Here is a 25,467-nt window from a genome sequence, read left to right as displayed (position 1 = left end):
TCAACCCAGAATGGGGCTGCAAATAATTTTACTATTCCCCGTTGGCGGCTTGATTATTACCGATTGCGCCCTTATTTATACTGATGTCATCAAAATTTCATCTGAGGGAAAGGAATGAGTAATCCATTACTTAGCAACACAGATCTACCCCAGTTCTCGAAAATCAAACCTGAACACATCCAACCTGCGCTTGAGCAGGCAATTGAAGATTGCCGCCAAATGGTTGAGCAAGTGATCTCAGAGAACGAGGAATACACTTGGGAAAATCTTGTGGCACCTCTGGAAGCGGTCGATGATCGCCTCAGCAAAATGTGGTCGCCTATTTCTCATATGAACTCAGTCCTGAGTACCGAAGAGTGGCGAGCCGCCCACGATGCCTGTTTACCTTTATTATCTGATTATGGTACATGGATCGGACAACATCAGGATTTATATCAAGCCTATAAAGCATTGGCAGCCTCATCGGGGTTTGCGAGCTTAACTCAAGCACAGCAAACCAGTATTGAACATAGCTTGCGCGACTTTGAACTGTCGGGCATCGGTCTGGATGATGCTGGCAAACAACGCTACGGTGATATTGCTAAGCGTTTGTCTGAATTAACCAGTCAATTCTCAAACCAGTTACTTGATGCGACACATGCATGGCAAAAGCAGGTGACTGATGAGGCGTTATTAGCAGGCTTGCCTGAGTCGGCAGTGGCGGCCGCGAAGGCGATGGCTGAAGAGAAACAGCTCGATGGCTGGGTGTTTACCTTAGACTTTCCGTCTTACATGCCAGTGATGACGTATAGCGACAACCGCGAACTGCGCCAAGAAATGTATAGTGCTTATGTCACTCGCGCCTCAGATCAAGGGCCGTTTGCTGGCACATATGATAACTCCGCCATTATGGATGAGATTTTGGCCTTGCGTCATGAACTGGCCAATTTGCTGGGCTTTGCTAATTACGCCGAAAAGTCGCTAGCCACTAAGATGGCCGATACCCCTGAGCAAGTGATCGCCTTTTTAAATGAGTTGGCACTGCGCAGCAAAACCCAAGGGCAGGCCGATTTAGCCGAACTGAAGTTTTTTGCTGAACAAACCTACGGTGTCACCGAATTAGCCTCTTGGGATTTAAGTTACTATGCCGAGAAGCTGCAGCAGCATAAGTATGAAATTTCTCAGGAAGAATTACGTCCATATTTCCCTGAAAATAAAGTGTTATCTGGCTTGTTCTTTACAGTGTCTCAGCTGTTTGGTCTGCGCATTGAAGAGCAAAAAGAGTTCGACAAATGGCACAAAGATGTGCGGTTTTTCCATATCTACGATAGCACGGATACCTTGCGTGGTAGCTTCTATCTCGATCTTTATGCGCGCAGCGGTAAGCGCGGCGGCGCGTGGATGGATGAGTGCAAAGTGCGTCGTATTAACGGTACTGAGTTACAGTTACCGGTCGCTTATTTGACTTGTAACTTTAATGCCCCCGTCGATGGTAAGCCGGCACTATTTACCCATGATGAGGTCACGACCTTGTTCCATGAGTTTGGTCATGGCATTCACCATATGCTCACCAAAATTGAGGTCGGTGGTGTTTCAGGAATTAATGGCGTGCCTTGGGATGCGGTCGAGTTACCTAGCCAATTTATGGAAAACTGGTGCTGGTCGCCAGAAGCATTGGCGCAGATCTCTGGGCATTACCAAACCGGTGAGCCGTTACCGCAGGCGATGCTAGATAAGATGCTGGCGGCAAAGAATTTTCAATCGGCCATGATGATGTTGCGCCAAATTGAACTGTCCTTGTTTGATTTCCGCCTGCACCATGAATATCAGCCGGAGCAAGGCGCGCAAGTGCAAGCCATGCTCGATGATGTGCGCCAGCAAGTGGCCGTGGTATTTCCACCGGCATTTAACCGTTTCCAACATAGTTTTGCTCATATTTTTGCCGGCGGCTATGCGGCAGGATATTACAGCTACAAATGGGCCGAAGTCTTATCGGCCGATGCGTTCTCGCGCTTCGAAGAGGAAGGCATTTTCAATCCGCAAACCGGAGCTGACTTCTTGCACCATATTTTAGAAATGGGCGGCAGTGAGCCACCGATGGTACTGTTTACTCGATTTCGCGGGCGTGAGCCGAATATCGACGCCTTATTGCGTCATTCGGGCATCATTGCCTAAGTCTGAGCCGAGTTAGCGCCTTAGCCATCATCATGCCAGTGGAGACACTGGCATTTTTTATGGGGCAATGCCTGCGATGACCCCCTTGTTGTCTGGTCTGGCCTCTGTTAGCCTGTTGACCTTTTGTTAACTACAGCTAGGTAGCGACAGGCTATCTCAAGGATGAAGTGTGAACTTATATTTTCGACTGATTTGGCTGTTTTTATGGCGTATGCGTCACTGTCGGCGTATCGGCTTTTTAGACACGAGTGTCATTCGTTATCGCGCTTTGCCCACCGATTGCGATATCAATTTCCATCTAACCAATTCCCGCTATCCCGCCTTTATGGATTTAGCTCGCACTTATATGTTGGCGGATATGGGCTTGTTAAAAAAATTCCTCAAACTTAAGTGGATGCCCATAGTTAATGCGGCAGAATTTACCTATATCAAAGACATTAAGCCATTAGCGACATTTGATATCGAGACTAAGTTGGTGGGCTGGGATGAGAAGTATTTTTATATTGAACAGCGTTTTGTCAGTGAGCGCGGCCTGCATTGTATTGTGCATGTGCGTGGGGTGTTTGTGTGCCAACGCCGGCAAGTGCCTATCGAGACCTTGATTACGGCCGCCAACTATCATGGACCCGCGCCCGAATTACCCGCTGAAGTGGTCAAATGGAAAGAATTTTTGCAGCTGAAGAAAGCGCAAAATAGTTAACCTTGGGGAAACAGCACCATCCCGGCTGAATCGAGGGCTTGAGCTTGCGCTATTTCGTCACTGACCAGCATCCAGGCTCCGCGGGTTAATACCTGCTGACGATAGCGGCTGAGGTGTTCTAAGTCGCGGATTTCACGGATGACCAAGGGGTGGTTGATGCAAGGAATTAATGCACAATCGGCCAAGCTTAGGCTATCGCTACATAACCAGTGATGGCCGGTCAGTTGTTTATCCAGTTGCACTAAAAACTGACGAATGGCCTTGATAAGACCCTGTTGTTCCACCTGATTGGCATTAAGGATGTTCATATCATATTGATATAACACATGATTAAGTTGGGCATCCACTAAGCGATCCCATAACCTTATCTGTAAACTTTTGGCTTTGTCCCGCGGTAAAAATTGCGTGTTTTTGGTCAAGGTTTGATCTAAGAACTCAATAATGATGCTGGATTCTGGGTACAGTTGATCTTGGCGATAGCGCAACAGCGGCAGCATGCCATTGGGTGAGATTTGTTGAAAATTACGGCGCATAAGGGGATCGCGTAAATCAACAATACGCGGATAAAAATTGGCCTGTTTTTCGTAGAGTGCAATCAACACTTTTTGCGAATAGCGGGACAGCGGATGGTAATACAAGTCCATCGAGCTGGTCTCCTCTAACAAAATACTTAATTATAACTGTAGCCGCTTTTTAAAGACCTGCTCACTCAGAAAAGCCGCCAATGCTCGTATTCTCGGGGGCAGCGTATCGTTATGGTTGTGACTAAGGTAGATGCCACCGTGTTGTAATTGATAGTCGGGCAACACCCGTTTAAGTACTTGCTGATCTAAATAAGGTTGAGCCAGTGGGGTGGCAATGCAGGCCAATCCGAGCCCTTGGCAAGCCAGCTGTAAAATCGCTTGGCCAGAGTTACAGCTAATATTGGCTTTTACGCGAATATCAAAATGATCATTATGCTGATTGGTTAATCGCAATGGTTTGGGCAATTGATTGCTGCCAAAACTCAGCCATTGGTGGCGAGTTAGCAAGTCGGGATGAGAGATTTGACCATGTTGTTTAAGGTAGCTTTCACTGGCGACAATGACCTCTTGGTAGTCACTGAGTTTGAGGGTTTGCCATTGTTGGCTCTTGTGCTGCGCTTGTTGGCGCGCTTGGCCCATGTACAAGACCAAATCGATATGATGCTCATCCATATTGAGGCGGTTATCTTCCATCAGTAGGGTCAATTTTATTTGTGGATATCGCCGATGAAACTCGCCAATATGGGGGAGTACCAATTGCCGTCCTAAGTCTCTTGGCATGGCAAATTTAATGCTGCCAGCGAGGGTTGTATCATCGGGGATGACCGCTTGCTGGGCTTGTTTAGCTAAATGCAGCAACTCATTACAATATTGGAAATAATGGCGACCACTGTCGGTGGGCTGCACCGAGCGGGTGGTGCGTTTAAGTAGCGTGACGCCGATGGTTTGTTCGAGTTTTTTAATATGCTGACTGACCATGGAGCGACTGATATCGAGTGCTAATGCGGCTTGGGTAAACGAGCCCTTATCGACCACATTGGCAAAAACCAGCATGCGATAGAGTTGTGTGGCGTCCATGATTCGTCCTTGATTAGTTACTCATAATAACCAAACTAGTATTAATTCGGGGCTTTATCCAGAAAAGGTGACATATTGGAACGATTTTCAACGATTTATGCTCGCGCCTGTGAACGCAAAGGTGGCCCAGATGCGTTGAGCGAATTATTGCCGGCACGGGTCCTTAGCGCGCAAGTGAGCGGCATTAGCGATGGCCGCTATTTATCAGCGCTCAGCCGTCAGGTTTTTCAAAGTGGGTTCGTGTGGCGGGTCGTGACCCAAAAATGGCCGCAGTATGAACAGGCATTTTTTGAGTTTGAACCGCAAAAAGTGGTGTTACTGTCGCCAGAGCAGTTACAGCTACGGGCCAGCGATCCTGCGCTGATCCGCCATCAAAAGAAAACCCAAGCGATTTATGATAACGCGATAATGGTGTTAGAAACGTCGGCAGAATATGGCAGCTTTGGACAGTTCATTAGCGACTGGCCGAGTGACGATATTACTGGGTTGTGGTTATGGTTAAAACAGCATGGTAGCCGCTTGGGCGGCAATACGGGTCCCTATGCGTTGCGCGCGTTAGGAAAAGACACCTTTTTAGCCACGCGCGATGTGGTCGGTTACTTTACGGCCCATGGCTTATTAGATGCGGCCATCACCTCGAAAAAAGGCTTAGCGCAAATGCAGCAAGTATTTAATGATTGGCAACAACAAACGGGTTATTCGTTGGCGCAACTCAGCAAGATAGTGGCGTATAGCGTGGGCGAAAATCAAGTGCAGGCTAGAGCGGAATAATGTATTAAACGCGCTATGCCAAGGCTGACCTTTGCATGGCGCGTGACTAGGATTAGAAGCTTTTACTGACGCCAAAAACCAGTCGGTCATCAAAAATCTCGGTTTGACCGCCATAGACCAAATGCTCACCATCGACCGTGCTGCCGTGGTAGCGTAAATCAAAGTCGAGCGATACCCATTGCTTACTGACACCGATATTCCAGTGACCCCAACCTTCAGCATCTGGGCCACTCAAATCTTGATAGCCGTATGAACCCGAAATATTGAAACCATTAGTCAATTGATAGCTAGGATGAATGGCGTAGTTAACCCCTGACCAACCCTTGACTCCAAACCAATCGTCTAAGGTTGGGGTAACTTCCAGTTGTACCTTGGCTTGATCAAACTGCTTAGCTACCCTCAGCCACAGCTCAGTGTAATTTGAATACGAGGCGCCCGGATACAGATAGGCAAATACCATGACATCATAACTAAAGCCAGTGTCACCAAAGTTGCCGGCTTTACCGATATAGGGGGCGGTGACAATCTCAAGATTAGGATCTTGGAACTTAATATTGGAGGCGAAGACGCCGGCATACCAACCTTGTTGGTTCCCCCAGTTCAGGGTGCCTTGCACCACTGGGACTTCACCATCTAAGGTTTCGGATTCACCGCGAAATACGTAATCCGAGGCAAAGGTGAGCTTGCCAGTGATTTCACCGCCGAGTAACTGATTATCATCTGCTGTCGCTGAGTAGAGCGGGCTGCCAAATAACAATATTCCACCAAGCACAGGATACAGATATCGATGGTCAGTGTTGTTATGGGCGGCTTGCGTGTTCATATCCATACTATTCTCCGTCAAGTGAGCTCGCGCAAACTAAAGAATAGCAGTTGCGAATAAAGTGATTACTTAGATTTGCAATTTTTGATGTCACAGCGAAATGATCTAAAAATCAATGCCGTTCAAGCAATATCACAGGAATGTGAATTAAATGTAACTATGTTGCCTGTTGTTTGCTGCGTTTAACAGGTTCATAATACCTTGCGTGTGGGTTCGATCATCTTTTTCATTCGTTTACACTTTTTATCTAATGCTTGGTTGTACTGATATTCAAGGGTATGAGATAAATATGCGTTAATTATATCTTTACCTAAAACCCCTTATCTAGCACTTAGATATTCTTGGGGAAATTGCAATATTCTAGGAGTTCTGATGCGGCAAATGCTTAAGATTGTCACAGTGATTACTGCGGCGCTATGGATAACAGCTTGTGATTCTGAAGCTGAGGGACCAAAAGCCAATGCAGGCCCGCAAGGTGTTCCTGTGAGTGTGGTTAAGGTAAAGACGCAAGCACAAGATATCATGATGGAGTTGCCTGGTCGCAGCCGTGCCTTTATGGAGGCTGAAGTTCGTCCTCAAGTCACCGGCATCATCGAGGCTCGCAGCTTTGTTGAGGGTGGCATTGTGAGTGCTGGGCAATCACTTTATCAAATCGAACCGGCCACTTATGAAGCGGCGCTGGTGAGCGCCAAGGCCGATTTAGCCCGCGCTGAAGCGATGGAAGTGTCTACTAAGGCGACAGCTGCCCGTTTCCAAAAACTGGTGAAAACCAATGCCATTAGCCAGCAAGACTTTGATCAAGCCAAGGCGTCATATTTAGAGGCCAAGGCCAGCGTTGCCATCGCCAACGCCGCCATCAATAATGCTGAAATCAACCTTGCTTACACTAAGATGGCTGCGCCTATCTCTGGCCGCATTGGTAAGTCTAACATCACCCCAGGTGCATTAGTGACCGCTAATCAAGGTCAGGTACTTGCGAAAATTTCGCAACTGGATCCGATCAATGTCGATATCGTTCAATCCAGCACCCAAATGCTGCGTTTAAAGTCGCGCATTGCCAGTGGTCAATTACTGCAACCAGATACCACCGCCGTGAGCATAATCCTAGAAGACGGAACCGCCTATACCCATCAAGGTAAGTTGCAGTTCTCGGAAGTGACTGTGGATGAAAATACCGGCTCAGTGAGCATGCGTGCCGAGTTCCCGAATCCTGATGGCATTTTATTGCCTGGCATGTTCGTGCGGACGACCATGACAGTGGGCAGCGATCCTAAAGCCATCTTAGTGCCACAAAAAGGCGTGACCCGTAACCCGAAAGGTCAAGGTGTTGCCATGGTCGTAGGTGCTGACAATAAGGTGGAAATGCGGATTGTAACCACTGCCGAAGTCATTGATAACCAATGGTTAGTGACCAGCGGCTTAAAAGAAGGTGATTTAGTCATTGTTGATGGCCTCCAAAAAATACGTCCAGGCGCAACGGCTATCCCACAGATAGTGTCGAACACTGCTACTAATTAACGGGAAGAATTCATGGCACGTTATTTTATTGATCGCCCCATTTTTGCGTGGGTGATCGCTATTATTATTATGCTGGCGGGGGTCTTAGCGATTAAGACCTTACCCGTATCCCAGTATCCAAGTATTGCCCCGCCGACGGTGGTCATTAGTGCAACTTACCCTGGCGCGTCGGCTAAAACGGTCGAAGATACGGTCACCCAGGTGATCGAACAGCGCATGACGGGTCTAGATAACTTGCGTTATATCACCTCACAAAGTGATAGTTTTGGTGGTGCCACCATCACCTTAACATTTAATGCAGAAGCCGATGCTGATATCGCTCAGGTACAAGTGCAGAACAAACTGCAGTTAGCCATGCCGTTATTGCCGCAAGAAGTGCAGGCGCAAGGGATCAGTGTTAACAAATCCAGTACCGGCTTCTTAATGGTGCTCGGTTTTGTGTCGCAAGATGGCTCAATGGATAAAGCTGATATTGGTGACTATGTTGCCAGTAATATTCAAGATCCGTTAAGCCGTGTGCCTGGTGTGGGTGATATCCAGCTGTTTGGTGCGCAATATGCGATGCGCATTTGGCTTGATCCGCTAAAGCTGAATCAATATAGCCTCACGACCAATGACGTATTAATGGCCATTCGCCAGCAAAATGCGCAGGTCTCCGCGGGTCAATTAGGGGGCACGCCATCGGTTAAAGGTCAGCAGTTTAACGCGACAATTTCAGCCCAATCTCGTCTAGAAACGCCGGAAGAGTTTGAGGCAATAGTACTTAAATCGGATGCCAGTGGTGCCAATGTCTATTTAAGCGATGTGGCGGAAGTCGAAGTGGGCGCCGAAAGCTACATGGTGACCTCTTTCTATAACGGTCGTCCCGCTTCTGGTTTAGCGATTCAGCTCGCCACGGGTGCCAATGCATTGGATACCGCTGCGGCAGTATTAAAACAAATGGATGAAATGAAGCCCTTCTTCCCTGAAGGGTTAGAAATGGTTATTCCATTTGATACCACGCCATTTGTTGGGCAATCCATTGAAGGTGTGGTACATACGCTGCTCGAGGCGGTGGTCTTGGTATTTTTGATCATGTACCTGTTCTTGCAGAATTTCCGCGCGACCTTGATCCCCATGATTGCCGTGCCAGTGGTATTGCTGGGTACCTTCGGTATTTTGGCGGCAACGGGCTTCTCGATTAACACCTTAACCATGTTTGCCATGGTGCTGGCCATTGGTTTGCTGGTGGATGATGCCATTGTGGTGGTGGAAAACGTCGAGCGGGTGATGTCTGAAGAAGGTCTAAGCCCGCTAGAAGCTACACGAAAATCGATGGATCAAATTACCGGTGCCTTGGTGGGTATTGGTTTGACCTTGTCGGCTGTGTTCGTGCCTATGGCATTTATGTCGGGTTCTACTGGGGTCATTTATCGCCAGTTCTCAATCACTATCGTGTCCGCCATGGGCTTGTCGGTATTGGTCGCGATTATTCTGACCCCAGCGTTATGCGCCACCATGCTCAAACCCCTGAAGCAGGGGCACACTCACATTAATACCGGTTTCTTTGGGTGGTTTAACCGCCATTTTGACAACCTAACCAATAAATACGAATCAAGCGTGGGTAAAATCGTCAAGCGCACTGGGCGTGTGTTTGTGATTTATTTGGCATTGGTCGTGGCAACCGGTTGGATCTTCATGCGCATGCCGACGGCCTTCTTGCCGGACGAAGATCAAGGCGTCATGTTTGTGCAGGCCATTTTACCGGCTAACTCGACCCAAGAGATGACACAGGGTGTGCTCAATCAAGTGAATGACTATTTGCTTGAAGATGATAAAGACTCGGTGGAATCAGTGTTTACCGTATCAGGCTTCAGTTTCGCTGGTATGGGTCAAAACATGGGGTTGGCATTCGTTAACATGAAACCTTGGAATGAGCGTACTGAACCGGGTCAAGGTGTGCAGGCCGTGGCTAACCGAGCCATGGGCGCCTTTATGCAAATTAAAGAAGCGTTTGTGTTTGCCTTTGTGCCTCCCGCGGTTTTAGAACTCGGTACCGCCAACGGTTTTGATATGTATCTGCAAGATAAAAATGGTCAAGGTCATGATGCATTAATCGCGGCCCGTAACCAACTGCTCGGTATGGCGGGTCAGAACCCAAGTTTGGTTGGTGTGCGTCCTAACGGTCAAGAAGATGCCCCGCAATATCAGCTGGACATCGACCATGGCAAATTGCGCGCCTTGAGTTTAAATCTCGATGACGTCAATAGCGTGCTGGCGACCGCGTGGGGTGGGTCTTATGTCAATGATTACATTGACCGTGGCCGTGTCAAAAAGGTATTTGTGCAAGGTGAAGCTGAAGCCCGCATGCAGGCTGAGGATCTAGATTCTTGGTATGTTCGCAATAGTCAAGGTGAAATGGTGCCTTTCTCGGCATTTGCTACCGGTCGTTGGGAGTTTGGTTCGCCGCGGCTTGAACGCTTTGGTGGATTACCTGCGGTGAACATTCAAGGGGCAACCGCGCCTGGAGTGAGTACCGGTGCCGCCATGGACATTATGGAAGACTTAGCTAAACAGCTGCCACCAGGTTTTGGTATCGAATGGAGTGGCTTGTCGTATGAAGAACGTCTCTCTGGTAACCAAGCTCCGATGTTGTATGCCTTGTCGATCTTAGTGGTGTTTTTGGTGTTAGCGGCGCTTTACGAAAGTTGGTCAGTTCCATTTGCGGTTATCTTAGTGGTACCACTCGGGGTGATCGGTGCCTTGTTGGCGACTTATGGCCGCGGCCTCAATAATGACGTGTTCTTCCAAGTGGGTCTGTTAACCACGGTCGGCTTAGCCACCAAGAACGCAATCTTGATTGTGGAATTCGCTAAAGAATACTACGAAAAAGGCGCCGGATTGATTGAAGCCACCTTGCATGCCGTGCGGGTGCGTTTGCGTCCGATTTTGATGACCTCACTGGCGTTTGGTTTAGGGGTTGTGCCGCTTGCCATTAGTACCGGTGTTGGCAGCGGAGCCCAGAATGCGATTGGTACTGGGGTATTGGGCGGTATGATGAGCTCGACCTTCTTGGGCATCTTCTTTATCCCACTGTTCTTCGTGATAGTTGAGCGTATCTTTAGTAAGCGCGAAAGCGATGCTAAGAAGGCGAGCAAGCCGGAATAACTTGTCTATACCAGTTGTTGATTGATGAAAACCCAGCAGAAATGCTGGGTTTTTTGTTTGGTAGTGGCGGCGGTGGCTGCCATGGTGAATGCACATTACTTCCGCCTAGCGGCGGCGCAATGATAGCTGGCATAGGGGGGCGCGGCCATGCAAACCGAGGTTGCACTCGGCTTGAGTCATGGCATGACACCGCCAAGATGACCTTAGGCAATGTATTCAGCGCCTACAGCGCATGACGCAGCTTGCAGCTGACGATGACTTCATCTGTGTGCAAATCCCGAACCTGACACTCGGTGTCACTGAGTAGACCATAGGAGGCGCGGCCACCATTGCGCGGAATGGTGGTGGAGCCTGGGTTGAAGTGCAGTACGCCCTCTTGGTATTCGGCTAGCGGAATATGGGTGTGACCATAGACAAAGCCATCGCCAGTTTGTAGTGGCGGCAGATTGTCGGGGTGATAAATATGGCCATGGGTCAAAAAGAGCCGCATTTGAGGCAGTAATACTTGTTGATAGCTGGCGGTGAACGGAAATTTCAGCAGCATTTGATCCACTTCACTATCGCAATTACCGCGCACCGCAATAATCCGATCGGCATATTGATTCAGGTGTTCAGCCAGTGAGACCGGATCATAGCCAGCAGGAATGGCATTGCGGGGACCATGATTGAGTAAATCCCCAAGTAACAATAGATAACGAGCACCTGATTGCTCAAAACGGGCCAGCATGGCTTGGCCGGCAGTAAGAGAACCGTGGAGATCCGAGGCGATAAACAGTGTCATGATAAAACCTTACAAACTAACTTAGGTCGTCAATATAGCGCCTAAGCCAAGCATTGCAAGGTTAACCCTGATTCAATAGACAATGACTGCACTGAGGTTTGGTTAAATTCAGCAAGTAAAACGTAGCCGTCATTGAATCAATGAATAAAAACCGATGCTTTCATGGGGTGTTGCTGAAAAGTGGCCATACCTAGGCGGTTATTTTGGCTTAGCTTAATTGCATTACTATCAAAATAAAAAAGAGATGCTTTGGCTCGTCAAGTCGTCACTGAATATCCGCAGATACGCCATTATTGTATCGAAATCTCAATCATGAGTCTCAAGCGACAGTGGTCAGTGGTCAGTGGTCAGTGGTCAGTGGTCAGTGGTCAGTGGTCAGTGGGGCAAGGTGGCGATGATAATGATGGGTCAATAAGTGCAAAAAGAATAAGAAAAGATGTTTAGCCTTTACAAGATAACTCGCTGAGCTAGAACATCATTAACCCGTAAATAGACATTGTTGTTATAGGTCTGATGGTACAATGTTGCGCAAGCGCTTTATTTTTGTTGATTTTTTTTGTGACGGCTAACTTATTAAGGCCAAATGTTGGCATAATTATTTATACGGATTAACCATGTTGAAAGCAAAAATGATGGTGTTGATGTTAGTCGCTCTAACCAGTTTGGTTGCAGCAGCGTATGCCGCTTGTGGTGACTCACAATGTGCTTGGGGGGAGGATGGATTCATTTGTATTGCTGAAGGGCCAGGTGGCGAAGGAACGGTATGTACTGAAGCCCACCCATGCACTATTAATTGCCCGTCGTAATTAAGCGACAGTATGTAATGCTGCAGCGAGAAGTCGCAGCACTCCCCCAAATTAACACAATAAGTGACAGGGAAAATCATGATAATTTATAGGCTTACTCTTAAAATGCTTCTGTTCATCGGTATTGTTCTGGCGTCAGTATCAAGCCAAGCGGAAGGGAAAGATCCCCAGGCTGAGGCCAAAATTACTTTTGCTAATCAGCCGAATGAAACCTGGCAGCTTGGTAGTACCCTGCGCTTTGATAGCTTTGAAACCTTCTTTACGCACAATATCGCTAAGACGCGACCTTTTTTTGCGGTCGCTTATCTGTTTGATACCCGCAATGCCCATTGGCTCAGTTATGAGGAGACGATGGCGATTGCGCCTAAATTGGCGCCAGTATTAGTGCCGAACGATACCAGTCATATCAATGTGTCTAGTGAGCAATTGGCGGCATTTTTGAATATTGAATTACCCAGCGAACCTGGGCTCATTATGTTGTATTTCGACAGTCCCACCCTGTTAGATACTGGTGGTCAATATATGATGGCAGGCTCAAATTTTGAGAAGGCCGATAGTAATGCTACCAAAATAAAAAATAAACGGGCTTTGGCTCATCAAATCGTCACTGAATATCCCCAGATCAGCCATTATCGTATCGAAATTCCAGCGTTCGGAATTAAACCCCAGCGTTAACCTTGGGGGCTATGTTGTGCGGTGGTTAGATGGATTTGTAGGCTGTATTCGAGCTAAAAATAACAAGGATAATGATGCTAAGTATTCCGGAGCGTGAGTCATGGTTCGCTAAGCCAACATTATGGGGCATCGTCATGCTGTTCGTTGCCTTACTTACCCTGAGTCTGTGGCAGATTAAAGGTCTTGCCTCGTCACCCGTTGATGCCAATATTCCATTGGTTCAAGTCACGTTGGGAGACGTGGCGAGTCAAGCTGCCGCTTATGGTCGGTTAATTCCACGGGTTTCTTCCAGTTTAGTGGCCAAGGTCGAGGGGAATATTAGCCAGTTGCATGCCTACCCTGGGACCGAGGTCGAGCCTGGACAAGCCATATTAAGTTTGGTTAATCCGCAGCTCCAACGAGAGTTTCAAATTGCCCAATTAGAATGGCAAATAGAGCAAGCTAATTATCAATCTGAAACCCTGAATCAACAGCGGCGGGTGACCGAGCTTGCCAATGAAATTGCCATTGCTAAAAGTGAAATTACCTTTGCGGATAAAGAAATATCGACCTTAACTGTGCTCCATAAGCAGCAGCTGATTGGTGATTTAGAATTTTTAAGAGCCAACACCCGAGTTGAGCAACTCTATCTCAAGTTAGAACTACTCAACGCAAGCGCAGACAGTATTCACCTTGGTTTAGCCGCAGAGCGTGGTGTGTTAGATGCCAAACTAAAGGCAGCAAAATTACGCTTAGCCTTGATTGAATCTGATATGATCGAATTAACCGTGCTAACTAACAGCTCAGGAATCATCGGTGAACTGGGTGACAATATTGAAGTTGGCCAAGTCATTCGCAAAGGCGATTTAATTGCCAAACTCACGGACCCTGACACCTTATATGCGCGATTAAATATATTGGCGATGGATGCCAGTGATATCGCCATTGGCATGCTCGTGAAGGTTGAATTGAAAGGCCAATTTTATATGGCGGATATTATTCGAATTCACCCTGCGATTGAAGATAACCAAATTACCGTTGAAGCCCAATTTCATGATGATTTACCCAGCCTTGCTAAAGCAAATCAAAGTGTGTCAGCGAGTGTCATACGACAACATAAAGAACACGTGCTGCGGTTAACCCCGCCAATCTATTTTGATCCTAAGCAATCTCAGCAAATATTTTATGTCAAACAAGGTGCTGACTTTGTCGCTACAGAAGTGACTGTCGGACTTGTTAACCGTGATGTTGTGGAAGTGATCAGTGGCTTACGCGAAGGTGATTGGGTGGCGGCGCAATTGCCATTCGAGCAGTAATTTAATCGTTAAATAAAGGATGGTTGCTTGTGACGTCATTGATAAAAATGCAGCAAGTCGGTAAGCAGTTTGGTGCGAGTCAGCAGCGGCAAACCGTGCTTAATCATATTGATTTAGTCATTGAAGATGGTCAATCCGTGGCCTTAACTGGTGCATCAGGCAGTGGTAAGTCGACCTTGCTGTCGTTAATTGGTTTGCTGGACGATATCAGTACTGGTGAGTATTTTTTGCGTGATACTCAAGTGAATAGCTTGAGTCGTCAGCAAAAAAGTGTGATCCGCAATCGTCATATCGGTTGGATTTTTCAAAACTTCAATCTAATCAGTAGTATGAGTGTAATTGGTAATGTGATCCAACCCATGCGCTACCATCCTGATATCGATAAGAAAGACTATCAAGCACGGGCAATGGCCATGCTTGATCAAGTGGGAATGGCGGACAAGGCCTTATCGCAACCCGCTACTTTATCTGGGGGAGAGCAACAACGGGTTGCCATTGCTCGGGCATTAATTAATCGGCCATCGTTAATCTTAGCGGATGAACCAACTGGGAATTTGGATTCTGAAAATAGCCAGAGGGTGATGGATTTGTTGAGCTCGATGAGTGAGTCGGGTGGCACCTTAATCTTGGTGACCCATGATCCCCTAGTGGCAAAGATTTGCCAGCGCCGTTTGACCATTTTGGATGGCAGGATAATCGATGATGTCTACTGATGTGGTATTTGAAACTGTCAGTGAATGGCGCAGGTGGCGCGGACTTAAAATTAAGCTGTTAATTATGTTACTTGGTTTTGGGCTGGCGCTGGCGCTCCTCACTTTAGTGATGAAACTGGGGAGTTTATTGTTCTTTGAAAACCCCCGCTGGGTCAATACTTCACAACCCTTGTATACGGTTGGTCGCTTGCATAGTGATTATCGACTTGATCCTATTAATTTACAGGCTGTTAGAAAAATATCTGAATTAAGCGTGGTTGAGCAAGTCTCATCCTTAGCGATAAAATCTATGGATTTCAATCTAGCTGGGACCTCTTTGCCTGCCGCCCAAACCGCATTTTTATCGAATAATTTTACCGAGCATTTGCTGACAGACTTCACTGTTGCGGGTGGGCGGGGTGTATGGCTTACTGAACAATATTGGCAGCAAGCATTTGCAGCCAATAAAGAGGTTGCAGGCCAATTTTTGAGCCACAAACGGATCCCATCAGATTTACCCATTTTAGGGGTGCTGCCGCCTCAATTTAATATGATGGCTAATCATAAAATAGATATTTGGGCCAGTAGTGATTTATTAGAATATACCACGCCTTTTGGTCCCGGACCGATAGCTGATAAGTTTTTGTTGGCGGCACCGATACACTATGCGGTATTCACTGCCAAGCGTGAGTTTCCAATCGACCAATTAACTAAACAGGTTAATGCGTTAGATGTCAGTGTTAAGGGCATGGGCATGCCTGAAGCCGCGCTATCCATTGCGGTACTAAAGGGGTTGCAGCTCGACCCCAAGAGCCACCAGCAATTATTGTCGTTATGGTACTTGCTGATCTTGCTGACACTGGCCTTATTTGGCGTGTTGGTGTTTGGATTATTAACTTTGGCAACCAACAAAGCGCTCAATGCCAGTCACGAGTACCGTACCCTAGAAGTACTTGGTGCTAATCGCGGTCACTTCTTGCTGGGTAGTGCTGGTATGAGTGTTATGGTAATGCTGGTTGTCACCGCGATAAGCTTGTTGAGCCTACCATTATTACTTAGCTTGGTTACGCTGGCACCTAGCGTTCAAGTGTTGGCGGGGGGCGCGTCCATCACCATCGCTTGGCCTGTGTATTGGCAAGCTTGGCTCGCTGTCTGGCTGGTGATTTTGATTGTATTCGTCACAACGACACTCCGCTTAAATACCCGCACGTTATTTTCTCGAGCCCGACAGCAAGGCAGAAGCCGTTGGCAAATGTGGTTTGCTCAAGGGTTGTTGGTGCTGCTGATGACCACGACCATCAGCATTTGTTACTTTTTGGCACAGATTGCGCAAACACAATGGCAAGCGTATCAGCAAACTAATATTGATCTTGAGGTTAAACAGCTGGATGTGGTGAGCTCAGATTCGTTAGCTCCTTTACTCGATGCCATTTCACTAGGCCATCATGATCATGTATCAGCATCATTGCAGTCCTTTGCAGAACCAACACGAATATCTATCAAGCACAGTAACTTAACTGAGCCGCAAGTATTTGCTGTGATGTCAGTCAGTCCACAATATTTTAAAGTGTTGGCCATTGAGACCAGCGCAGAACTTGCGCAAGGTATTTACGGTGTTGTGATCAATCAAACCGCGGCTAACTTACTCTACGCTGGGGATCAAAGCGCGTTATTAGCGGGCACTATCCCGCTATTTTTTGAGGAATACCCCATAGTCGGGACGGTGGCTGATATTCCACATTGGGGCAAGAGTCATCAGTCATTGCCCACCATATACTTCCCGATAAACCTTCGAGATTTCCAAGATGTCAGCCGGTTATCTATCCAATTTAGTGATGATAAAGCGAGAGCATTGATTCAACCTTACCTTAACAACGCTGGCCTCACTTCCCTGAGCCCTGTCATGACACTGGGCGAAGTGATTGACCAACTTGATCGTTTTAGTTATGACTTATTACTATTTTCAGGCTTAGTGATTGTCATTTTTATGCTGAGCACCAACATCAGTTTATGGCATCAAAGCCAAAATCGAGTGATGGTTCAAACACAAGAGCTCAGTATATTAATGGCGTTAGGCAGCGATGATGCCGCAATATTATGGCGGATGGCTCGCCAATATTTGTTGGCCTTTAGCGGTGCTTGCCTAATCGCCATTAGCGTGTTGCAAGTGTTTGCTAACGATTTAGGGGCTGCAGAGGTTGAGGTTGTCATTTTGGCATGGGTCATCGTGATAGTCTTTGTGGTGGGTTTAGTGGCTGTACTGCATCCAGTGATAAAATTATTTAATCAGCCGCTGCAACAATCATTGCATGAGGTGTGAATCATGCACCATGGCTAAGATGTTGGCGCGTCACACCAGGCAGTGGACGCGCCCGATGACCATTAAGGCGTGTAGTAAGTCGCTGCGCCAGGACCGACCGGGAAGCCTAACACAAACACCCACAAGAAGAAGAAGCTGACCCAACCCACGAAGAATACGATGGTGTACGGCAGCATGGTGGCAATTAAGGTGCCGATACCTAGATCTTTCTTATAGCGACAGGCCACCGCTAAAATCAAACCAAAGTAACTCATCATTGGGGTGATAAGGTTGGTCACTGAATCACCAATTCGATAGGCCGCCTGAATAGTTTCGGGCGCATAGCCAATCAGCATGAGCATCGGCACAAAAATGGGAGCGGTAATCGCCCACTGCGCCGAGGCGCTGCCAAGCGATAAGTTAATCACGCCGCACATCATAATAAACAGCACAAACACCAGTGGCCCGGTTAAGCCGATAGCATTAAGGGCATCAGCGCCTGCGACTGCCAGCACCGCGCCTAAGTTAGTCCATTTGAAAAAAGCCACAAACTGCGACGCAAAGAACACCAGCACGATATACATGCCCATTGAGCTCATGCTCTCTGACATGGCATTAATCACGTCTTTGTCGTTTTTCATGATGCCAATGGCCTTGCCATAGACGAGGCCTGGAATCGCAAAGCCGACAAAAATAAAGGCCACAATCCCCTTTAAGAAGGGTGAGCCAGCAACATCCCCCGTGACTTGGTTACGCAGCGGTGCACCTTCTGGCACCACCAGCAAGGCGATGACTAACGAAAAGGCTAATGCAGCTAAACCCGCCAGCTTAAGCGCACGTTTCTCTTCGCTGCTGACGGTTTCCATGGTTTGGTTACTTAAATCAATACCGGCTTCGCTGGGATCATAGTGACCTAAGTTAGGCTCAACAATTTTTTCTGTCACTAAGGCGCCAAGGAAGGTGATCAGGAAAGTAGAAACGAACATAAAGTACCAGTTCACTTCAGGGCCAACAATATACTCAGGGTCAATCATGCGCGCTGCCGCCTCAGTGATCCCTGACAACAATGGATCTACCGTACCTAACAGTAAGTTGGCGCTGTATCCGCCTGAGACCCCTGCAAATGCCGCCGCAAGCCCGGCCAACGGGTGGCGTCCTAACGAGTGGAAAATCATCGCTGCCATGGGAATGAGTACCACATAGCCGAGCTCTGACGCGGTGTTAGAGACGATTCCCGCGAAGACGATAGTGACTGTGACTAAGCGTTTTGAGCTGCCAATCACCAAGAGGCGCATCGCCGCCGATAACATGCCTGAGCGCTCGGCAATCCCAACGCCTAACAAGGCGACTAACACTGTGCCTAAGGGAGCGAAGCCGGTGAAGTTAGTCACTAAATTTGACACTATCATCCGCAAGCCTTCGCCATTCATGAGGCTTACCACATGAATAAGGCCATCGGCACTGCGCCCTGATGACCCCACGGGGCGGGGGTCGGTCACTGACAGGCCGAAATAGCCGGCAATACCGCTGATCACAATGACCGCCACACAGAACATGGCAAAGAGGGTGATGGGGTGGGGTAGCAAATTACCTAAACGTTCAACCACATTTAAAAATTTAACAAACCAGCCTTTGCTGGCGAGATCTTGTGGTGAATGGTTCACTTCTTGGGCCGGGGGTTGACTCATGAATACTTCCTTCCAATGGTAGGTGCTAGGCACTCTTGTTATTGCAGCCATACTGTCGCAATGGCTTATTGTTATTTTTTATGAACGCATCTTGGATGAGGTGATGTTAATGGCGCAGTCTATTATGACGGGTAACACTTAAGTCAATTTTAATGTTGCGGTTTTTTTGACCTCGCCCAATACCAGTAAATCCATGCTGCTATCAAAAATTGGCAATAATATTCATGCATTTGCGGTTATTTGTCAAAAATGACCATCAATCTGGTTATTTTGCCAAGTTAACTGATCGTTCTGAGACGGTGTATGCGGTTTTAACTTGTTGTTGTGTACAAAAAATAACACCCAAAAATTGTTTTAAATTATTGTTAAGTATGCGTTTTAAAATAAGTTAATGGTGATTTCGGATAAAGTTTCTATTTTTTGTGGTCTTTAGGCAAAAAAATGACTGATGACAGATATTCTGAGACTGTTAACATTTTGTACCGCTGACGAATTGAATTTGCTAAAGTTTATCTTAGGAAGGCAATAGCGTTTGGGACAATGGATGACAGTGCAGCGACAATGGGGGCTGGCCGTGGCTTCAGTGGGGGTCATGGTCTTGATGCTTACCCATCCCTTAGTGATTAGCCCCGCGATCGGAGCCGAGCCCAGTGAGACTAAGGGGCAATATCCTGTCTATCGCTACCAACGTGCCGATGGCATGTGGGTGTTTACCGACAGTCCGCCGCCGACGCAGAGTTATCAGTTACTCCTGTATGATTGCTATGCGTGTGGTGATGATGGCTTAGATTGGCAACAAGTCAGTTTGCATATTGGTCCTTATCGGCAGTTAATTCAGCAAGCCGCCACTGAGCATCAGGTCGAAGAGGCTTTAATCCAAGCCATTATTCATGCCGAATCTAATTTTAATCCATTGGCGTTATCGCGCCGAGGTGCCATGGGGTTGATGCAGCTAATGCCGCCAACGGCCAAAGAGTTGGGGGTCACCAATGCGTTTATTCCTGAGCAGAACATTTTAGCCGGCACTCAATACCTTGCGGCCATGTTGCGTCGTTTTGATGGTGATTTAACCAAGGCCTGTGCGGCCTATAATGCTGGCCCAAGCAATGTGGTGCGTTTTAATGGTGTGCCGCCTTTTGCCGAAACGCGCGCTTATGTGGAGCGCGTTAAAATTTTATTGGCGCGGTATCGCCAGCAAGGGGTATAAAAATGCCCAGCACTGGGCTGGGCATTCATGTTGCAGCAAGGCTTATTCGCCGACTTCCCATGTGACTTGGGTAGCGCCGCCCCCTTGATCGAGGCAACGACTTAAATAGCGAGTGGTTTCTTCGGCCAACGTATCCAGTTGCCATGGTGGGTTGATGACCCAAAGCCCGGCCGCTGTCATGCCAAACTCATTGCTGTCTGGGCGAATGGCTTGCTCAATGCGCAACTGGCGCTTAATGCCACTGGCTTTTAAGATATCAAACATGGCTTCGGTTTGTTCACGATTGACCACGGGATACCAGATCATATACACCCCAGTCGCAAAGCGCTTATAAGCCTCAATCACGCTGATAGCGACTTCTTCGTAATCGGATTTAATTTCGTAGCTCGGGTCAATCAAGACTAAAGCGCGACGCTCGAGCGGGGGCACGGCGGCGATTAACCCTTGCAGTCCATCGGCGTGAAGCACTTTCACTTTACGTTCGCCGGCAAATTGCTGCGATAAAGTATCAACATCGGTGGTATGCAGTTCGTGCAGGACCATGCGATCTTTGGGGCGCAGCTCCATATCCATGATCGACGGCGAACCTGGGTAATACGCCAGTTGATCGCTGTCCCCATTAAACAGGCGCACTGCCCGGATATAATCTGCTAATGGTGCCGGCAAATCATCCGCCTGCCATAGCTTGGCAACCCCGTCGAGATACTCACCAGTTTTTTGAGCAAAGTCAGCCGTTAACGAATAACCACCGGCTCCCGCATGAGTGTCGATATACACAAATGGCTTATCTTTTTTTTGCAGTAAGCGGATGGTCTGCAAAAGCAAACTGTGTTTAAGCACATCGGCATAATTGCCAGCGTGATAGCCGTGGCGGTAACTAAGCATGGGAGCCTGTGATAACAAAAGAATAATGGCGCATTATAGCTAGCCGCAGCCCAGATGTCATGGACGCTAGAGTGCATCGTCACACGGACAATGGCATAATGGTGTCGAGATACTTAACCCAGATGTGATCCCGTGAGCCAAGCGATTTACTTTGATATTAATGATGACCGACTGGTAGCGATTGCCAACCAGCAGCAACTGATTTTTGACCATCAAGGCCTGTTTGAACTGACCTTTGTTGATGATGCCTTAACCTTGCTAAAGCGCGATGAGCCCAAGCTTGGCGGTATTAGTGTCGATTTTATCGCGGGTGCGGTGGCACATCGACGTAAATTCGGCGGTGGTCGTGGTCAATCCATTGCTAAAGCGGTCGGATTAAAGCACGGCTCTAACCCCACGGTAATCGACGGTACCGCAGGCCTTGGTCGCGATGCGTTTGTGTTGGCCAGCTTAGGCTGCCACGTCACCATGTTGGAGCGTAATCCGGTGGTTGCCGCCTTATTGGCCGATGGATTACGCCGCGGATATCAAGATGCGGAGATTGGCAGCTGGATGCAAGAGCGTATGTCTTTAGTGCACGCTTCCAGTCTGCAAGCGCTGCCAGCGTTAGGTTTAAGCCCTGACGTGGTGTATCTCGACCCCATGTATCCTCACCGAGAAAAATCAGCGCTGGTCAAAAAAGAAATGCGAGTATTTCAGTCCTTGGTGGGTGCCGATCTCGATGCCGATGGCTTATTGCAACCTGCCTTGGCGTTAGCCACAAAACGCGTGGTAGTTAAACGCCCAGATTACGCAGAAGATCTCGATGGGGTGAAACCCAGTGCCGTGATCGCCACCAAAAAGAATCGCTTTGATGTCTATGTGAAAGCGGCCATGCAATCCAGTGCAGGAATATTTCGAAACTGATGGAGCGGGTTAAGTTTTTTATGGATCATGCTTCACCATTTCCTGGTGGCGGGCATGGTCTGGTGAAAGTGGAGCACAATTAGGATCACTTATTTAGGCTAAAGCGGTACTGAACCATAACAATATAAGTTGCCATGAATTGGATCATAGATAACTTATTGATTTACAATGGATGGTACTTTAATACTCTTTTATACTCTCAACATCACTCCATCTCAGTCAAGTGGTAGTTCGTCACGCTTTTGGCTAGGTGCACACTAGTGGAATTCAATGTTGGTACCCATTTATTCACTTGATTCAGCATGTAATGGATGATGTCTTACATACTTACCCGAAAATTCCTGTTAAATTTTGATGACAACTTGAAAAGCGTTATCAAGGATGATGCTTACCGGAGCTAAACCGGTGGGCGGTAGCGTGTTTGGTGCGAGTGGCACTCGCTTTCAGCAAAAAATTAGAGTTGGTCGAGTGGGCTGACTGTACCCGCATAGTGCTCGCCCATAACATGGGTATAAATCTGGGTTGTTGAAAGATCATTGTGGCCCAATAGCTCTTGAACAGTACGGATGTCATAGCCTGCTTGCAGTAGATGAGTTGCGAAGGAGTGCCTGAACGTATGGCATGTTACTCGTTTTGCTATATTGGCTTGCGCTACTGCAGGTTTTAAGGCTTTTCGTACCAGGCTTTCATGCAAGTGATGTCGGCAAAGCACTTTTGTGACGGGGTGGCGGCATAACACATGGCTTGGGAATAGAAACATCCAACAAGATTGGCGAAAGGCATTAGGATATTTTTTTGAAAGTGCTGCAGGCATTGAGGGACCAACAGCAATAGCATTATCTTGTGTCTGAACATCGAGGACGTAATTCATCTGATTGGTTATCCAGGAAAGGCAAGATTTAGGTAACAGGGTTTGCCTATCTTTATTCGCTTTACCGTCTCTAACAGTGATTGAAAGCCTCTCAAGATCTATATCCTGCAATCGAATTCTTAAACATTCAGAAATCCTCAAACCCGAACCATAGAGCAATTGCACAACCTTATGAGCTTCACCACCGAGGTGGTTGATGATCTGCCTGACCTCTGATGCCGATAAAACCGTTGGTAATCTTCGTTGTTTAGTCGCGAGTGAAAAACCTAAATTACCAAGGTTGATTTGTAAGTGGATTTGATAAAGAAAAACCAATGAATTTAGAGCGACTTTTTGTGTGTTGACGGCAACATGCCTTTCGACAGCCAAATAGGTTAAGAAAGCGATAATCTCTGCCTCGGCCATTTCAGCTGGGTGTCGCTTTTGGTGAAATAGGATGAAACGTTTAATCCAATGCACATAGGCTTTTTCTGTGCGGAAACTATAGCCTCTAAGTTGCAAACTATCGCGAACAGATCGAAGGAATTCACTCGCCATATCGCTACCTCACTAAACGACATGTAACACTGTTTTTTTATACAGTGCTATTGGTGATTAAGCAAGTCAGAGTCCTGTTTTGTTTGTGACAGTTACCCGGTTATTACATGGTGAGAGAAATAAGCATATGATTAGTCGACGTAAATTTGGTACTGTTATTGAATAAGCGTGAGCTATTTGACTCGATAACCGGAACGGGTGGTTTTTATGTAAAGGTATCGAGACATTGACATCGAAGTGCATTGAATTGAACGGGTTTAACACGTCTTGTTTAATCATCAAAATCTGGATAAACGAGACGTCTCATTATACAAAGGTTAGCATGCAAATCAACATCAACTATAAATTTGAGCTAAGGAATTCATGTGTTAAGCACACTAGCCAAAATACTACTTACTAGCACAGCAATAGCACCAGTAGGCTTTACTTATGCTTGGGTAGCTTGGTTTGATGGCGAAAAAACATTTGCTGGTTTGGCCATCGCAGCTTCTTTATTTTTAGTGCTGATTTGCATCTGGATGCTTCGCTATGCGAAGAGAAACCTTGAGCGCTTCAACTTCTCTGTAGCTACCGTTGAAGCTGCTGATCGTGAAAACATGGGGTTCCTTCTTTTATATTTACTGCCGCTTTTTACTGCAAGTTTTACAGCATTAAACTGGACAGTATGGGTTCCGACGTTATTGATATTTGCAGTGATAACCAGTACAGGATACAGCTATCACTTCAATCCCCTTTTGGGCATCATGAAATGGCACTTTTATAAAGTAGGTACACCTGAGGGCGTAACTTACGTACTTATCACCAAAAAAGAACTTAGACATGCTAGCCAACCTTTAACGGTGGCGCAGTTAACAGAATATATTGTTATAGACGTAGAGGAATAGAATGACAGCACAACAGAATTTTTTCGCTCTTATTAAGGACGATAGCGGTAGCTGTCAAATTAAACGAGTTAGAGTTAACCAGCCACTTCAGACAGAACTGATTCAAATATTTGAAAATCAGCGTGTTCTCTTTGAAAAGGGAGTTGATACTGAAGTTGATTTTAATGGTGATTGGAAGCCAGATTCAAATGAAGTCCTAACTATTGCTGATATTAATGAGTCTACCTTGATGAAGGATGCAATCAATGCAAATGCATCATCATTTACTGATGTGATTATTTCTAATTTTGCAAATGAACCTATAAAAGCAATATTCACAGGTATAACTACAAATGGTCAAACTAAAGTGTTTGTCCAAAAATTCTCATCAAGACAGGCTCTTTCACTAAACCAGCTCCCGCTCATAAAAATGCAAACTGGCAATACATTTGTTAAAACAACTGATGACATATTCACTATTGACAATAAATTAGTAGCAATCATCGAAGGCAATAAGACAAAATTTAAAAGCTTTCACAATGCTCGAATGGTCTTCGATCTATCCGAGTTTTATAAAGAGGCGACAGACGAAGATTTAACTCAGATGTCTCAACATGCTTCCTTGGAGGTTACTGACCTGACAAGCTTTATCGAAGAAGCTGATACGCAGGTAAGAAAGATGGCACACTCTATTGAACGCTCAGGGGTATTGGATAACTATACGGTCACCCAAATATCTACTGCCGCTGCCAACTTTCCTGATATCCCTGTCGTCGTAAATAATGGAAAAATTGCATTGCCAAATGATAAAAAAGAGCTCAAAGAAGTACTGCACTTTTTACTAGAAGATATATATAAAGGGCCGTTGTCTGGTAGTGATTATCTAACTAACTCTAAACGTGTGCGGTAGCATGCTAACAAGGCAAGTTAATCGGACGGCTAACACTGTCGCATTTTTTTGCTAAAAAGACAGCAAAAACCGCGCCAGCACGCCCAGGGCGGGAGCATACTTTGATGGATTTATAACCCAAAGAAGACTCTTGCCCTATAATCATCGTTCCAACCCGCTTTCTTCATCTTCACTTTTTGGCTCGGCGCACCACAGTCGCATTGCTTGAGCATATTCATGACAAAACGTCTAAACAACGCGATGTTTTCAACAGCACCATCTAAAGTGATACGAGAGCTATCTTCTTTAAAAACAACATCTAAAACATAATGTTGGCTGTTCTCAATCCGCCAATGCTG

Annotated in this window: 23 protein-coding genes; 15 read left to right on the top strand and 8 right to left on the bottom strand. The window is 46.8% G+C overall.

Features of this window, described 5'->3' with window-relative positions; all coding sequences use genetic code 11:
• The first annotated feature begins 114 nt into the window (after positions 1-114).
• Together prlC and KU855_RS10215 are read left to right on the top strand one after the other, a co-directional pair.
• Positions 115-2,154, top strand: coding sequence for an oligopeptidase A (prlC, locus tag KU855_RS10220; protein ID WP_218530179.1), 2,040 nt, complete (start codon positions 115-117; stop codon positions 2,152-2,154).
• Positions 2,155-2,323: 169 nt separating this feature from the next.
• A complete protein-coding gene (locus KU855_RS10215; protein ID WP_218530178.1) occupies positions 2,324-2,854 on the top strand; it encodes a thioesterase family protein in 531 nt (176 codons plus the stop codon).
• On the opposite strand, the gene KU855_RS10210 is transcribed toward KU855_RS10215, so the two are convergent.
• Positions 2,851-3,498: a glutathione S-transferase family protein gene (locus KU855_RS10210; RefSeq protein ID WP_218530177.1), complete on the bottom strand. Its 648-nt coding sequence runs from the start codon at positions 3,496-3,498 to the stop codon at positions 2,851-2,853. The genes KU855_RS10215 and KU855_RS10210 overlap by 4 nt on opposite strands.
• A gap of 30 nt (positions 3,499-3,528) precedes the next feature.
• A complete protein-coding gene (locus tag KU855_RS10205; RefSeq protein ID WP_218530176.1) occupies positions 3,529-4,455 on the bottom strand; it encodes a LysR family transcriptional regulator in 927 nt (308 codons plus the stop codon).
• Positions 4,456-4,530: 75 nt separating this feature from the next.
• Between KU855_RS10205 and KU855_RS10200 the strand changes: the two genes are divergently transcribed.
• Entirely contained in the window at positions 4,531-5,226 is a 696-nt protein-coding gene (locus KU855_RS10200) for a DNA-3-methyladenine glycosylase I (RefSeq protein ID WP_256260970.1), read from the top strand.
• Between the two features lie 52 nt (positions 5,227-5,278).
• Here KU855_RS10200 and KU855_RS10195 read toward each other — a convergent pair whose 3' ends face one another.
• Entirely contained in the window at positions 5,279-6,055 is a 777-nt protein-coding gene (locus KU855_RS10195; RefSeq protein WP_256260969.1) for a TorF family putative porin, read from the bottom strand.
• A gap of 366 nt (positions 6,056-6,421) precedes the next feature.
• Here KU855_RS10195 and KU855_RS10190 point away from each other — a divergent pair, with 366 nt between their 5' ends.
• Together KU855_RS10190 and KU855_RS10185 are read left to right on the top strand one after the other, a co-directional pair.
• Positions 6,422-7,567 (top strand): efflux RND transporter periplasmic adaptor subunit, encoded by a 1,146-nt coding sequence (locus tag KU855_RS10190; protein ID WP_218530175.1) that lies wholly within the window; start codon positions 6,422-6,424, stop codon positions 7,565-7,567.
• Positions 7,568-7,579: 12 nt separating this feature from the next.
• Entirely contained in the window at positions 7,580-10,714 is a 3,135-nt protein-coding gene (locus tag KU855_RS10185; protein WP_218530174.1) for an efflux RND transporter permease subunit, read from the top strand.
• Positions 10,715-10,937: 223 nt separating this feature from the next.
• Here the strand turns inward: KU855_RS10185 and yfcE are convergent, their stop codons facing one another.
• Positions 10,938-11,495, bottom strand: coding sequence for a phosphodiesterase (gene yfcE, locus KU855_RS10180; RefSeq protein WP_218530173.1), 558 nt, complete (start codon positions 11,493-11,495; stop codon positions 10,938-10,940).
• Between the two features lie 249 nt (positions 11,496-11,744).
• On the opposite strand from yfcE, the gene KU855_RS10175 reads away from it, so the two are divergent.
• From KU855_RS10175 to KU855_RS10150, 6 genes are all read left to right on the top strand, one after another.
• Positions 11,745-11,939, top strand: a complete 195-nt coding sequence (locus KU855_RS10175) for a hypothetical protein (RefSeq protein WP_218530172.1) — start codon at positions 11,745-11,747, stop codon at positions 11,937-11,939.
• Positions 11,940-12,109: 170 nt separating this feature from the next.
• Entirely contained in the window at positions 12,110-12,301 is a 192-nt protein-coding gene (locus KU855_RS10170) for a hypothetical protein (protein WP_218530171.1), read from the top strand.
• 105 nt (positions 12,302-12,406) lie between these two features.
• Entirely contained in the window at positions 12,407-12,976 is a 570-nt protein-coding gene (locus KU855_RS10165; protein ID WP_218530170.1) for a hypothetical protein, read from the top strand.
• 71 nt (positions 12,977-13,047) lie between these two features.
• Positions 13,048-14,271 carry an efflux RND transporter periplasmic adaptor subunit gene (locus tag KU855_RS10160; protein WP_218530169.1) on the top strand — a complete coding sequence of 408 codons (1,224 nt, stop codon included), beginning with the start codon at positions 13,048-13,050 and terminating at the stop codon, positions 14,269-14,271.
• 29 nt (positions 14,272-14,300) lie between these two features.
• Positions 14,301-14,984, top strand: a complete 684-nt coding sequence (locus tag KU855_RS10155; protein ID WP_371316349.1) for an ABC transporter ATP-binding protein — start codon at positions 14,301-14,303, stop codon at positions 14,982-14,984.
• Positions 14,971-17,283 carry an ABC transporter permease gene (locus KU855_RS10150; protein ID WP_218530168.1) on the top strand — a complete coding sequence of 771 codons (2,313 nt, stop codon included), beginning with the start codon at positions 14,971-14,973 and terminating at the stop codon, positions 17,281-17,283. The genes KU855_RS10155 and KU855_RS10150 overlap by 14 nt, the downstream gene beginning before the upstream one ends.
• 62 nt (positions 17,284-17,345) lie before the next feature.
• Here the strand turns inward: KU855_RS10150 and KU855_RS10145 are convergent, their stop codons facing one another.
• Positions 17,346-18,950 (bottom strand): AbgT family transporter, encoded by a 1,605-nt coding sequence (locus KU855_RS10145; protein ID WP_218530167.1) that lies wholly within the window; start codon positions 18,948-18,950, stop codon positions 17,346-17,348.
• Positions 18,951-19,494: 544 nt separating this feature from the next.
• Between KU855_RS10145 and KU855_RS10140 the strand changes: the two genes are divergently transcribed.
• Positions 19,495-20,157, top strand: coding sequence for a lytic transglycosylase domain-containing protein (locus KU855_RS10140; protein WP_218530166.1), 663 nt, complete (start codon positions 19,495-19,497; stop codon positions 20,155-20,157).
• 42 nt (positions 20,158-20,199) lie between these two features.
• On the opposite strand, the gene KU855_RS10135 is transcribed toward KU855_RS10140, so the two are convergent.
• A complete protein-coding gene (locus KU855_RS10135; protein WP_218530165.1) occupies positions 20,200-21,042 on the bottom strand; it encodes a 23S rRNA (adenine(2030)-N(6))-methyltransferase RlmJ in 843 nt (280 codons plus the stop codon).
• 132 nt (positions 21,043-21,174) lie between these two features.
• On the opposite strand from KU855_RS10135, the gene KU855_RS10130 reads away from it, so the two are divergent.
• Positions 21,175-21,948 carry a class I SAM-dependent methyltransferase gene (locus tag KU855_RS10130; protein WP_371316348.1) on the top strand — a complete coding sequence of 258 codons (774 nt, stop codon included), beginning with the start codon at positions 21,175-21,177 and terminating at the stop codon, positions 21,946-21,948.
• Between the two features lie 454 nt (positions 21,949-22,402).
• On the opposite strand, the gene KU855_RS10125 is transcribed toward KU855_RS10130, so the two are convergent.
• On the bottom strand, positions 22,403-23,356 hold the full coding sequence (locus KU855_RS10125) for an integron integrase (protein ID WP_218530164.1): 954 nt from the start codon (positions 23,354-23,356) through the stop codon (positions 22,403-22,405).
• Positions 23,357-23,721: 365 nt separating this feature from the next.
• Between KU855_RS10125 and KU855_RS10120 the strand changes: the two genes are divergently transcribed.
• Together KU855_RS10120 and KU855_RS10115 are read left to right on the top strand one after the other, a co-directional pair.
• Entirely contained in the window at positions 23,722-24,240 is a 519-nt protein-coding gene (locus tag KU855_RS10120; protein ID WP_256260968.1) for a hypothetical protein, read from the top strand.
• A gap of 1 nt (position 24,241) precedes the next feature.
• Positions 24,242-25,129, top strand: a complete 888-nt coding sequence (locus tag KU855_RS10115) for a Kiwa anti-phage protein KwaB-like domain-containing protein (RefSeq protein ID WP_218530163.1) — start codon at positions 24,242-24,244, stop codon at positions 25,127-25,129.
• 110 nt (positions 25,130-25,239) lie between these two features.
• On the opposite strand, the gene KU855_RS10110 is transcribed toward KU855_RS10115, so the two are convergent.
• Positions 25,240-25,467 (bottom strand): transposase (locus KU855_RS10110; protein WP_371316347.1); only part of this gene is annotated, 228 nt, incomplete at its 5' end.

The organism is Shewanella sp. NIFS-20-20, assembly GCF_019209865.1.
In the GTDB taxonomy this organism is placed as follows: domain Bacteria; phylum Pseudomonadota; class Gammaproteobacteria; order Enterobacterales; family Shewanellaceae; genus Shewanella.
This window is presented reverse-complemented; position numbering and strand designations above follow the sequence as displayed.